General features: G+C 70.4%; 9 protein-coding genes. 7 read left to right on the forward strand and 2 right to left on the reverse strand.

Annotated elements, in window-relative coordinates:
- Nucleotides 1-84 precede the first annotated feature (84 nt).
- The 6 genes from ACQ9ZG_RS28365 to ACQ9ZG_RS28390 all read left to right on the forward strand — a co-directional run bounded on the left by ACQ9ZG_RS28365 (nt 85) and on the right by ACQ9ZG_RS28390 (nt 7,274).
- Entirely contained in the window at nt 85-3,285 is a 3,201-nt protein-coding gene (locus ACQ9ZG_RS28365) for a DNRLRE domain-containing protein (RefSeq protein WP_109914582.1), read from the forward strand.
- Between the two features lie 135 nt (nt 3,286-3,420).
- Nucleotides 3,421-3,861: a DUF6278 family protein gene (locus ACQ9ZG_RS28370; RefSeq protein WP_018491471.1), complete on the forward strand. Its 441-nt coding sequence runs from the start codon at nt 3,421-3,423 to the stop codon at nt 3,859-3,861.
- A 193-nt stretch (nt 3,862-4,054) separates the two neighbouring features.
- On the forward strand, nt 4,055-4,798 hold the full coding sequence (locus ACQ9ZG_RS28375) for an amino acid ABC transporter ATP-binding protein (protein ID WP_018491470.1): 744 nt from the start codon (nt 4,055-4,057) through the stop codon (nt 4,796-4,798).
- 13 nt (nt 4,799-4,811) lie between these two features.
- The gene (locus tag ACQ9ZG_RS28380; RefSeq protein ID WP_084991194.1) at nt 4,812-5,747 is read left to right on the forward strand and encodes a glutamate ABC transporter substrate-binding protein; all 936 of its coding nucleotides are present in this window, start codon (nt 4,812-4,814) and stop codon (nt 5,745-5,747) included.
- 16 nt (nt 5,748-5,763) lie between these two features.
- Nucleotides 5,764-6,408, forward strand: a complete 645-nt coding sequence (locus tag ACQ9ZG_RS28385; RefSeq protein WP_018491468.1) for an amino acid ABC transporter permease — start codon at nt 5,764-5,766, stop codon at nt 6,406-6,408.
- On the forward strand, nt 6,405-7,274 hold the full coding sequence (locus tag ACQ9ZG_RS28390) for an amino acid ABC transporter permease (protein WP_028418270.1): 870 nt from the start codon (nt 6,405-6,407) through the stop codon (nt 7,272-7,274). Before ACQ9ZG_RS28385 ends, ACQ9ZG_RS28390 begins: the two co-directional genes overlap by 4 nt.
- Before the next feature lie 32 nt (nt 7,275-7,306).
- On the opposite strand, the gene ACQ9ZG_RS28395 is transcribed toward ACQ9ZG_RS28390, so the two are convergent.
- Both ACQ9ZG_RS28395 and ACQ9ZG_RS28400 read right to left on the reverse strand, forming a co-directional pair.
- Complete coding sequence (locus ACQ9ZG_RS28395) at nt 7,307-8,902, reverse strand: CocE/NonD family hydrolase (protein WP_109914581.1); 1,596 nt, start codon at nt 8,900-8,902, stop codon at nt 7,307-7,309.
- A 246-nt stretch (nt 8,903-9,148) separates the two neighbouring features.
- Nucleotides 9,149-10,342, reverse strand: coding sequence for a L,D-transpeptidase (locus ACQ9ZG_RS28400; protein ID WP_109914413.1), 1,194 nt, complete (start codon nt 10,340-10,342; stop codon nt 9,149-9,151).
- Between the two features lie 430 nt (nt 10,343-10,772).
- On the opposite strand from ACQ9ZG_RS28400, the gene murJ reads away from it, so the two are divergent.
- Entirely contained in the window at nt 10,773-12,368 is a 1,596-nt protein-coding gene (murJ, locus tag ACQ9ZG_RS28405) for a murein biosynthesis integral membrane protein MurJ (protein WP_499281643.1), read from the forward strand.
- The last annotated feature ends 11 nt before the right edge of the window (nt 12,369-12,379 follow it).

Raw genomic sequence — 12,379 nt, forward strand, 5'->3', positions numbered from 1 at the left:
TTCGGCGCTCTCCGCCCACCGGTCCGTCGAACGGGATCGTCTCTGCCATCCCTTTTCCGTCCGGCCCCACGGGAGTAGCCCGCAGTGTCCGCGCCACGCCTCCTCAGCCCCTTCGTGCGTACGCGCACCAGGCTGACGTGCACCCTCGGCCTCCTGCTGGCCGCGCTTACCGCCGCGTTGCTGCCCTGGTGGCAGCCCGGAACCGACAGTCCGTCACCCGGTGGGGACGGCCCGGCCGTCGCCAAGCCGGCCAAGCCCGTCTCCACGGGGCTCCGCGACGAGAGCGCCGCCATGGCCGAGGCGCTCCGCCGCGGCAAGAAGGTCCTCGTCGACACCGCCACCACGGCCACCTCCCGCACCTGGGCGCTGCCCAGCGGGCAGTGGCGCGCCGAGTTCCACGCGCTGCCGCAGCGGGTGAAGAACGCGGAGGGGCGCTGGGCGGACATCGACACCACCCTGAAGCGGACCGGCAAGGCCGACGACGGGCTGAGCATCAGCCCCGTCAACGCCCCGGTCCCGGTGCGCTTCTCCGACGGCAGCGCCGACGGCGCCCGCAAGGGCGGGGACCGGGCCGGGCGCTCGTACGCCCGGGTGCCGCTGCTCGCCCTGGCCGACCGCACCCCGGCCGGTGAGACCGTCCTCGCGGAGTCGGAGTTCGACGGCCACACCATCGCGTACACCTGGCCCGGACCGCTGCCCGAGCCCCTGCTCGACGGACCCCGCGCCCTGTACTCCGAGGTGCTGCCCGGAGTGGACCTGCTGCTCGTCGCCCGTGACGAGGGCGGCTTCGGCCAGCTGCTGATCGTGAAGACGAGGGAGGCCGCGGCCCAGGACGCCGTCACATCGCTGACGTACGGCCTCCGTTCCGAGACGGCGGTGTTCCGCCACGACGAGACCACCGACGGCGTGCTGGTCGTGGACCGGGCCACCGGCGACGAGATCACCTCGATCCCGACCCCCTTCGGCTGGGACTCCGCCGGGATGGACCCCGAGGCCCCGGAGGCCGGGCCCCGTACCACCGTGGCCACCCCCGAGGACGTGCTGAACCTCTCCGGCCTGGTCGGCATCGAGCCGGGTGCCCGGCAGAGCCCGCTGGCGACCCGTCTGGACGGCGACGGCACCGGTGACGCCCGGCTGAGCCTGGACGTCTCCGCCAGTGGGCTGTTCAGCGACGAGGACGTCCTGTTCCCCGTCTTCCTGGACCCGACGATCCAGCCCGGCTGGAAGGCGTGGACGACGGCCTACAAGCCGTACCCCAACACCAGCTTCTACAACGGCACCAACTTCAACTCCGGTACGGCCGACGCCCGCGTCGGGTACGAGCAGGACACCGGCGGCACCGCCCGCGCCTTCTGGCGCATGGGTTACGACACCAAGCTCAAGGGCGCCGAGATCTCCAGCGCCGAGTTCAAGGTCATCAACAACTATGCCTGGTCGTGCACGAAGCGCGAGTACGAGCTGTCGCTGACCGGCGCCATCTCCTCGGGCACCACCTGGAACAAGCAGCCGAGGTGGGACACCTCCCAGGGCAAGCAGTCCTTCGCCCACGGCTACAACTCCTCCTGCTCCGACGCGTTCGTGAAGTACAACGTGCGGAACGCGGCCCAGCAGGCCGCCGACAAGGGCTGGGCGACGCTCACCGTCGGCATGCGCTCCCCGGACGAGTCGAAGAAGGACTCCTACACCTGGCGCAAGTTCTCGGCGAAGTCCGCGGCGCTGGAGGTCGACTACAACCGCAAGCCCAACCAGCCGACCGGCGGCACGACCTCTCCGGGCGGGGCCTGTGTGCCCGGACCGGGCGCCGGCCGTACCGTCGCCAGGGCCAACCTCGTCCTCTCGGCGACCGCCACCGACCCTGACGGCAACCTGAAGGGCCTGCGCTTCCGGTTCTGGAAGAACGGCACGACGGCCCCCGCGGGAACCCTCGTCACCAGTCTGAGCAGCGGCAAGGGGTCGGTGACGATCCCCTCCAGCAGTCTCGCCGACAAGACCACCTACTCGTGGGACGTACGGTCCGAGGACTCGGCCGGAGCCGTCTCCACCTACTTCCCGCTGGGCACGGAGCCCTGCCGCGTCACCGTGGACGCCTCCGCCCCACCGGCCCCCGACGTCACCAGCGACGTGTTCCTGGAGGCCACCCCCGACGGCGCCACCTGGGCGACCGTCAAGTTCGGCGGCACCGGTTCCGCCACCTTCAAGGCCAGCGGCGCGACCAAGTTCAGCTACGCCTTCAACGGGCTGAACGCCAAGGAGGTGACGGCCACCTCCGGGAGCGCCACCGTCACCAACCTCAAGCCCCCGCACGCCGGCCCGATCTACCTGCACGTGTACGCGTTCGACGCGGTGGGCAACCGCAGTGAGCGCACCGACTACGTCTTCTACGTGCCGCCCCGGGACACCGCCGACGGGCCCGGCGACACCGGGGGCGACGGCCGGCCCGACCTGCTGGTCATCAACTCCTCCGGCAACCTGCGGACCTACGTCGGGGACGTGGACGGCGAGCTGTTCGGCTCCCTGGCCGCCTCGTACACCACCGACGGCAAGCTCAACCCGCCGGGCCACTGGTACGACGCCGCCACCAACAAGACGGCGCTGATCAGCAAGCACTCCGACGTCTACCCGGGCGACGGCGTCACCGACCTCTTCGCCCGCACCCCCGACGGAGGCTTCTGGCTCTACCCGGGTGACGGCTACGGCAGCTTCAACGTCGACAAGCGGCTGCGGGTGCGGCTGCCGTCCAACGCCCCGGACCCGGCCACCTGGGACCAGATCAAGGCCGTGGGGGACATCACTGGCGACAAGCTTCCCGACCTGTTCGTACGGGTCGGGGACGCGTTCTGGGCGCTGAGCGGCTACACCGGCGGCGGCTTCCAGCAGGCGACCCGGATGAACGCCGACGCCTGGGGTGTCCGCGAGATCATCAACGTGGCCGACGTGGACCTGGACGGTACGCCCGACCTGGTGTGGCGCAACCGCTCGAACGGCAACATGTACGTCCGCCACGGCAAGCCGGGCCCGGTCGCGGGCAGCGTGGACCTGGTCTCGCTCACCACGGGCGCCAACTCCCGTGACGGGGACGTCCTGTACGGGAACAACTGGGCCGACACGAACATCTCCGCCGTCATCGGTGTCCCGGACCTGAACGGCGACCGGATACCCGACATGTGGGTCCGCTTCAAGGCGGACGGCCAGACCCGCGTCTACCACCCGTCGAAGACGAACACCAACGGTCCGGCGAAGATCGTCATCTCCTCGGACTGGTCGGCCTTCAAGGCCTTCGGCTGAGCCGTCTGATCACCCCGTGAGGGCGCCGTCCACCAGGACGGCGCCCTCTTCGGCTTCCGGCGGGGCGCCCCGGCTTCCCCCGGGCCCCCGCGCGCCCTGTGGTGCGGAACCTGGCCAGGATGGGACCCTAGTGGTATGAACATCCCTTTCTTGGACAACTGGCGTAAGCGTCAGGGTGGTACGCAGGGCCACGCGCTCGCGTCCGCCGTCGAGGCTGATCCCGGCGGTGTGGCCGAACTGCTCGCCGAATGCGAACTGCTGCGTGCCCGGGCGGGGCGGCAAGGGCTCGAACTCGACGACACCCCGGCTTCGTTGGCCGCGCTCGACCAGCTCCAGCCCCGCTGGCGCGACGACCCCGAGGAGCTGCCCTGGCTGGGCAACGACGCGGGTCTCTACCTGGGCACCGTGCTCGTGCGCACCGTTCCGGGTGCCGTATGGCACGTCTGGCCGAGCGGGCAGCCCGTGGTGAGGCTGGAGTCCGGGCGGGAGATCGACGTCGTCGCCGCCGGGCTGGACTGGGCCATGTCGGGCAGCCCCGAACTCTCGCAGCTCTACGCGGAGTCGGCCGAGAACTGACCCCCACGGAGGGCGAGAGCCGACCCTCCGTGGCGAGAATCGGACCCCCGGAGTGCGCCCCGTCCCCGGAAACTCATCTTCAAGAGAGATAAACAGCCTTATGCGCCATTGGCGCGTGTCGAGTGCGAAGTCCCTTTTTGGGATGGATAGTTTGCGCTGACCTCGACACAGCGACAAGTGGGTAGGGCAGCGCATGGCCGTCGATCCGTTGATCGAACTGAGGGACGTCAACAAACACTTCGGAGAGTTGCACGTACTTCAGGACATCCATCTCACCGTCGGCCGCGGGGAGGTGGTGGTGGTCATCGGCCCCTCCGGCTCCGGGAAATCCACCCTCTGCCGGGCGGTGAACCGGCTGGAGGCCATCGAGTCCGGCGCCATCCTGATCGACGGAAAACCCCTCCCCGAGGAGGGCAGGGGCCTCGCCCAGCTCCGCGCCGAAGTCGGCATGGTCTTCCAGTCGTTCAACCTCTTCGCTCACAAGACCGTGCTGGCCAACGTCTCCCTGGCCCAGATCAAGGTCCGCAAGCGCAAGAAGGAGGAGGCCGACCGGCGCTCGCGGGAACTGCTGGAGCGGGTCGGCCTCGCCGCCCACGCCGACAAGTTCCCCGCCCAGCTCTCCGGCGGCCAGCAGCAGCGCGTGGCCATCGCCCGCGCCCTGGCCATGGACCCCAAGGCGCTCCTCTTCGACGAGCCCACCTCCGCGCTCGACCCGGAGATGATCAACGAGGTCCTCGAGGTCATGCAGCAGCTCGCCCGGGACGGGATGACCATGGTCGTGGTCACCCACGAGATGGGCTTCGCCCGGTCCGCCGCCAACCGCGTCGTCTTCATGGCCGACGGGCGCGTCATCGAGGACCGCACCCCGGAGGACTTCTTCACCGCGCCGGAGAGCGACCGTGCCAAGGACTTCCTGTCCAAGATCCTCAAGCACTGACGGGGGGCTTCTCGTGTCGTGTACCACCAGTCCGCGCACCGGCCTCGGGCGCCGCACCGCGCTCGCCCTCGGCCTCCTGCTCGCCGTCCTCGCCGCCGCCTGCGGCAAGGAGGGCAGCCCGCCGGTCAAGGGCCCCAAGGCCGAGGCGCTCCCCGTCTACCAGGTGGACCAGGGGTTCCAGCTGCCGGAATCGGCCACCTGGCGGAAGGCCGAGCGCCGCGGCTACCTGATCGTCGGAGCCAAGGAGGACCAGCCCTACCTGGGCGAGAAGGACCCGGCCAGCGGGGTCTACTCCGGCTTCGACATCGAGATCGCCCGGATGATGGCGGCCTCGCTCGGCTTCGAGCCGAAGACCATCCGCTTCCGGACCATCGCCTCCGCCAACCGCGAGACGGCGCTCCAGAACGGCCAGATCGACTACTACGTCGGCACCTACACCATCAACGACATGCGCAAGAAGCTCGTGGGGTTCGCCGGGCCCTACTACATGGCCGGTCAGGGCCTGCTGGTGCGGACCGACGAGGACGACATCAACGGCCCCCAGGACCTGGCGGGCAAGACCGTCTGCTCGGCCGCCGGGACCACCCCCTACCAGCGCATCGCCGAGGAGTACCCCAAGGCGATCCTGGTCGCGTACGACACGTACTCGGTCTGTGTCGACAACCTGCTGACCTACCAGGTCGATGCCGTCACCACCGACGACGCCATCCTCCTCGGCTTCGCCGCCAAGGCGCCGGACGAGATGAAGGTCGTCGGCAAGTCCTTCTCCGAGGAGCCGTACGGCATCGGTGTGGCGCGCTCCGACAACGCGCTGCGGTTCGCCCTCGACGACGCGCTGGAGGCGAACGAGAAGAACGGCAACTGGAAGAAGGCGTTCGAAGCGACGCTGGGCCTCTCCGGAGTGCCCGCGCCGACCCCGCCGCCCATCGACCGCTACCCGGCGAACTGAGGGGGACGGCCCACCCATGGACGTACTGACAGACAACTTCTCCCTCTACGGCAAGGGCTTCCTCGGCACCGTCGAACTGACCGTCTACTCCTCGGCCCTCGCCCTCGCCCTCGGCTTCGTCATGGCCTCGTTCCGGGTCGCGCCCGTCGGCTCGCTGCGGGTGCTCGGCACGGTCTGGGTGACCGTGCTGCGCAACACCCCGCTGACGCTGCTCTTCTTCGCGGTCCTCCTCGGCCTGCCCCGCTTCGGGCTCGTCCTGCCGTTCCAGCTCTTCGCCGTCCTGGCGCTCGGCTGCTACACCTCCGCCTTCATCTGCGAGGTGCTGCGCTCCGGCATCAACACCGTGCCCACCGGCCAGGGCGAGGCTGCCCGCAGCCTCGGGATGAGCTTCGGCCAGACGCTGGGCACCGTCGTCCTGCCGCAGGCCTTCCGCTCGGTGATCCCGCCCGTCGGCTCGACCCTGATCGCGCTGGCCAAGAACTCCGCGATCGCCGGGGCGTTCAGCGTCACCGAGCTGCTCGGCACCTACCGGACGCTCAACGAGCTGGGCTACAGCATCATCTGGACGTTCGTCTGGATCGCCGTCGGCTATCTGATCATCACCCTCACCATCAGTGCGCTCTTCAACGTGATGGAGAAGCGCTGGGGAGTCGCACGATGACCCACTCCGCCCCGAACGCCACCGCGCTCTACGACATCCCCGGCCCGCAGGCCCGCCGACGCCATCTGCTCTACGGGATCGCCTCGACGGCCGTGATCCTCGCGCTCGTCGGCTGGATCGTCTATCTCCTCTTCGACACCGACCAGTTCACCGCCGAGAAGTGGCGCCCCTTCGAGTACAAGGGCATTCAGGAACTGCTGCTGCGCGGCCTCGGCAACACGCTCAAGGCGTTCGCTTACGCCGCTGTCCTCTCGCTCGCGCTCGGCGCGGTCCTCGCGGTCGGCCGGCTCTCCGTGCACCGCCCGGTGCGCTGGCTCTGCACCCTGCTGGTCGAGTTCTTCCGGGCCATGCCGGTGCTGGTGATGATCTTCTTCATCTTCGTGGCGCTGAAGGTGCACGCGCTGCCCGCCCTGGTCGCCGGACTGACCCTCTACAACGGCTCGGTCCTCGCGGAGGTCTTCCGGACCGGGATCAACGCCGTGGACCGGGGCCAGCGGGAGGCCGCGTACGCCCTCGGGATGCGCAAGACGCAGGTCATGACATTCGTCCTCGCCCCGCAGGCGGTACGGGCGATGCTGCCGACCATCATCAGTCAGCTGGTGGTCGCGCTCAAGGACACCTCACTGGGATATCTGATCACCTACGAGGAATTCCTCCACGCGGGAAAGCTGATCGCGTCGAATCTCGACTACGATCTTCCCTTCATCCCCGTCGTGATGGTGATCTCTCCGATCTACATCGGACTGTGCATGCTGCTCTCGTGGTTCGCCACCTGGGTGGCGAAACGGCAACGGCGCAATCCGAGGACGGAGGCGGTGGGGGTGGCCCCGGCCGAGCCGGGGAAGCTGCTGCCGGGAGGCCAGTAGCCGAGCATGTCCCGCCCGGCAGCAGTCGGTGATCACTTCTCGCGCAGCGGGACCGAGAGATGACTCGGGTCCGAGGCGGGCGAGGAGAAGGTCAGCTGCGCGCCGGTCGGGTTGTGCTCGATGTACAGCGGATCGACGGTGTCGATCACCAGGGCGAGCCGGTGACCGGCCGGGACGTCGTAGGCCGTGGAGAACAGCTCCAGGTCGACGGCGAACGGCCGGCCCGGCGTCTGCCCGTGGAACGTGTACGGGGCGTTGCTGACCAGCTTCCCGATCCCGAGCGGTCCCACGTCGTACAGATACGCGACGAAGGTGCCGCTCGACCTGGTGCTGGTGACCGTGGTGTGCAGCTCGGCCGTGCCCCGGACGCGCTGCTCGGAGCCGTATCTCTCCGACTGCCACACGCTCGCGAAGGTGCGCGGCAGAAGGGGTACGGAGACGGTGGGCGGCAGCTTCAGGAACTGGTCCAGCGCGTTGGAGAGCAGCGTGATGCCGCCGTTGGCCCCCGAATCGACGTTGGCCCACACCTTCTTCGTCCCGTCGAGCGCGATGCGGTTCTCCGCCGCGCCGACCGACTTCCAGTCGGCGTACCCCTCGTACCCCTTGTCCGTACGGGACTTGAGCTGGACCGGCGGCTCGCTGTCGATGCCGTTGCGCTCGTCCTTCAGATAACGGTCGAACCAGCGGCGGGTGTTGGTCCAGGTGTCGTTCGGCAGACCGAAGAGGCCGGTCAGTTCGGCGGTGGCGTGGTCGCCGGGGCGGAACTCCAGCCGCTTGGGGCCGGTGAGCTTCTCGTAGAACGAGGCGTACTGGTTGGGCGGGAAGATCGTGTCGCCCCAGGCGTTGCCCATAAGGATGGCCGCGCCGTTCGCGTTGATCGCGTCCAGGTGGGTGGCGGGGGAGCGCTTGGCCCCCCATGCGACCATCTCCGGCTCCTTGTCCAGCTTGGAGCCGAGGAAGTCCTTGAGCGTCTGCGAGAGTTCGTCGCTCGGACGGCCGGTGAGCACGCCCGCCCCGCCGAGCAGGGCGGCGGCCTGGAGGTGCTGGGTCCGGCCGCTGTAGATCGACTCGATGAGGTCGGCCCAGCCGCTCAGCGCGGCCACCGCCTTGATCCGGGGATCGTGCCCGGCGGCCAGCAGGCTGATGCCCGCCCCGTAACTCACCCCGCCCATGCCGATCCTGTCCGGGTCCGCCGAGGTGTTGGCGAGCGCCCAGTCGATGACGGCGGAGGCGTCCGCGATGTCCGGGGGCCCGGCCACCTCGATCTTCCCGCCGGAGAGCCAGAAGCCGCGCGAGGTGTAACTCACCACCACGTAACCGGAGTCGGCGAGCTTCTGGGCCTGCGCCAGATACTCGATCTGCGGCATGGCCCAGCTGGTGGGGAAGACGATCAGCGGGTGCTTGGCCCCGGCCGGACCGGTGGCGGGCCGGAACACGTTGCCCTTGAGCGTGATGCCGCCGGAACCGGGGATGTCGTGGAACGTCAGCCCCGGCGCGGAGGCGCTCGCCGAAGCGGGGACGGGCGCGGCCGCTGCCGCCGGAGCCGCGCCCAGGGCGGCTCCGGTCAGCAGGACTGCGGCGGTGGTGATCGAGGCGGTGGTGCGCAGAGCGGGTTTCGGACGTACCACGGGTCACTCCTCACGCGTGTCAGTGCAAAGTGACCCGACGGTAACCCCGGTGGTTTACCGCTGGTAACTACCGGGTGTGTTGCGTGAAGGTAACGATTGTTGGACGTGGTGTCAGCAGTCTCGCGGTGATACGGGGACGAGCGCCAGGCCGGCGGTGGTAGGGGGACGTGTGCGCGGCCCGCGGTGGTACGAGGGCGCGTGCGCCGCCCGCGGTGGCCGGGGGCGGCGCGGCGGTCCGCGCGCGCGTCAGCTCAGCGCGCTCTTGGCCTGCCAGTCGGTCCACGAGACGTTCCACGCCCCGTAGCCGTTCCCCTCGGCGACCGTGCCCTTGGCGTCGGCGCCGGTGATCTCGAACGGGTCGCCCACCCGCACCTGCTCGTAGAGCGCGGAGGCGTTGGCGTCGCTCATCCCGAGACAGCCCGAGCTGCGGTTGGCGTTGCCGAAGTAGGGGGCGTTCCACGGGGCCGCGTGCGCGTACATCCCCGACCAGGTCAGCCGCATCGAGAAGTCGACCATCTTGTCGTAGGCGTCCCCGAGCCCCACCGTCTCGGAGTTCATGTTGATCGTGCCCTCCTTCGACATCAGGACGGCCGTGCCCCGCCAGGAGGCCTTCTTGCCGCCCGGCGTACCGGCCGACATCGGGATGTCCATGACCTGCTTGCCGTCGCGGTGCAGGGCGAGGCGGTGTCCGTCGAGGTCGACCTTGACCACCTGGGCCGCGCCGATGGTGAACGTCGTGAGGTAGTCGCGGACGAACCAGCCGCCGTCCGCGCCCGTGTCGATGCCGTTCAGCTCGGCCTTGAGCGTGACCTTCGTGCCGGGCTTCCAGTACTCCTGGGGCCGCCAGTCGACGCGGTCCTTGCCCGAGTGGTCCTGCAGCCAGCCCCAGGAGCCCTCGGTGCCGTTCGAGGTGGAGACCTTCAGCCCCTTCTCCACCGCCGCCTTGTTCTTCACCGGGTGGTCGAAGACGATCGACAGCGGCTGGGCGATGCCGACCGTGGTGTTCTTGCCCGGCGCGAGCGTCAGCTTGTTCACCTTCTCCGCCTCGGCGGTCGTGAACGCCGCCTTGTCGCTGCCGCCGTCCGCGTCCTTCGCCTCGACCGTGTACGCGGTGCCCGGAGCCGCGACCCGCTCGGATATCCAGGTCCGCCCGTCGGCGGATATCTTCCCGGCCAGTTGCCCGTCCTCGCCCGCCGTCACCGACACCGTCTTCAGCTTCCCGTGCGCCAGCGTGACCTTCACGGGCTCACCCGGAGCCGCCGCGTCGCCGGTGAGGTTCACCGAGATGCTGGTCTCCGGGGCCTTGGCGTCCCCACCCGCCTGCACGGCGGAACCGACCGCCCCGCCGCCCGAACAGGCCGTGAGGGAGGCGGTGAGCAGCGCCGCGGGGACGGCGGTCAGGGCGGTACGGCGGCGGATGCGCGGGCGTGCGGAACTCAACGGAACAACCTCCAGGGCAGCAGGACTCGACAGATGAGAGGCGATTTCGGCCCTGCGAGGTTCCGTCTTCTCCCCGCCGGGTTCCGCCGACGCCCCGCCCGACCGGCGCCGGACCGCGCGGAGTACCCTCCACCGTCGGCCAGAACCTCGGACGTGGGAGAGACCTGTGGGCGTGACCGCCGAGCCGGGGGAGGCCGGGACACCGGACGGGAAGGCGATACCGGACGGGCCCGGAAAGCCGGATGGGGGCGGTGAACGGGACGGGGCCGGGAAGCCCCGGGAGGCCGGTGTGCCAGACGGAGCCGGAAAGCCCGGAAAGCCTGGGGAGGCCGGTGCGCGGGACGGAGCCGGGAAGCCCCGGCCCGAAGAGGCGGCGGCCGCGGCTGACGCGTCCCGGCCCGCGGCGGCGGCGCCCCGCTCCGCCTCCGTCCTGCGCAGCGGGGCGGTCATGGCGGCCGGGTCCGTCGTCTCCCGGGCCACCGGCTTCGTCCGCTCCGCGGTCGTCGTCGCCGCGCTCGGCACGGCGATGACCGCCGACGGCTACACGGTCGCCAACACCGTTCCCAACATCCTCTACATCCTCCTCATCGGCGGCGCGCTCAACGCGGTCTTCGTCCCCGAACTGGTCCGCGCCGCCAAGGAGCACGCCGACGGCGGAGTGGCGTACACCGACCGGCTGCTGACCCTGTGCACCGTCGGCCTCCTCGCCCTCACCGCACTCGCCGTGGCGGCGGCGCCCCTGATCGTCGGCCTGTACACCGACTACGACGGCCGCCAGGCGGAGCTGACGACCGCGCTGGCCCGCTACTGCCTGCCGCAGATCCTCTTCTACGGGCTCTTCACCCTCCTCGGCCAAGTCCTCAACGCCCGCGGCCGGTTCGGTGCCATGATGTGGACCCCGGTCCTCAACAACGTCGTGATCATCGGGGTGTTCGGCCTCTACATCGCCGTCGCCGCGGGCTCCGACGGCACCCTCTCCGACGCGCACGCCCACCTCCTCGGCTGGGGCACCACCGCCGGGATCGCCGTGCAGACGCTCGCCCTGATCCCCGCGCTGCGCGGTGCGGGCTTCCGCTGGCGGCCCCGGTTCGACTGGCGCGGCAGCGGGCTCACCCGGCCGATGCGCTCGGCCGGCTGGCTCGTGCTGCTGGTCCTCACCAACCAACTGGCGTACTGGGTGGTCACCCGGCTCTCCACCACCACCCAGCAGCTCGCGGACGCGCAGGGCGTGGCGGGCGGCGCCGGCTACACCGCGTACAGCTACGCCTATCAGCTCTGGGTCGTCCCGCAGGGCATCATCACGGTCTCGCTCGTCACGGCGCTGATGCCCCGGATGAGCCGGGCGGCGGCCGACGGGGACCTCGCCGGGGTGCGGCGCGACGTCGGGTACGCCCTGCGGACCAGCGCCGCCGTCATCGTGCCCGCCGCCACCGCGTTCCTGGTCCTCGCGCCCTGGGTGATCGGCTCGGTCTACGGGTACGGCCGCACCACCGACGCAGACATCACGGTGATGGCCGGGATCATGATGGCCTTCGCCCCCGGGCTGATCGCCTTCTCCGGGCAGTACGTCCTCGCGCGCGGCTTCTACGCGATGAGCGACACCCGCACCCCCTTTCTGCTCAACCTGGTGGTCGCCGCCGTCAACGGGGGCCTCTCGGCCGCGGCCTTCTGGCTGCTGCCCGCCCGCTGGGCGGTGACGGGGATGGCCGCGGCGAGCACGGTGGCCTTCTGCACCGGCTTCGCCGTCACCGCGTACGTCCTCTCCCGCCGGGTCTCCGCCACCGGCACGGGCCGGCTGCTGCGCTCACCCACCCTCGGCGCGCACCTCCGGCTGATCGCCGCCTGTCTGCCCGCCGGGGCGCTCGCCTACGCGGCGGCCCGCGCGGCCGAGGGCGCGGGAGACGTGGCGGCCGCCGGAGCGGGGACGCTCGTGCTCCTGCTCACCGTGGTGCTGCTGGCCCGCCCCCTGCGGATCGCCGAGCTGAACGCGATGGTGGACGCGGGACGGGCGCGGCTGCGGCGCTGAGCGTGACCGGG

This window comes from Streptomyces araujoniae, assembly GCF_050871195.1.
GTDB lineage: Bacteria > Actinomycetota > Actinomycetes > Streptomycetales > Streptomycetaceae > Streptomyces > Streptomyces bacillaris.

Bases quoted from the DNA above. Each gene is read 5' to 3' on its own strand.
- ACQ9ZG_RS28370 (WP_018491471.1), top strand. From the start codon at position 3,421: ATGAACATCCCTTTCTTGGACAACTGGCGTAAGCGTCAGGGTGGTACG.
- ACQ9ZG_RS28390 (WP_028418270.1), top strand. From the start codon at position 6,405: ATGACCCACTCCGCCCCGAACGCCACCGCGCTCTACGACATCCCCGGC.
- ACQ9ZG_RS28375 (WP_018491470.1), top strand. From the start codon at position 4,055: ATGGCCGTCGATCCGTTGATCGAACTGAGGGACGTCAACAAACACTTC.
- ACQ9ZG_RS28385 (WP_018491468.1), top strand. From the start codon at position 5,764: ATGGACGTACTGACAGACAACTTCTCCCTCTACGGCAAGGGCTTCCTC.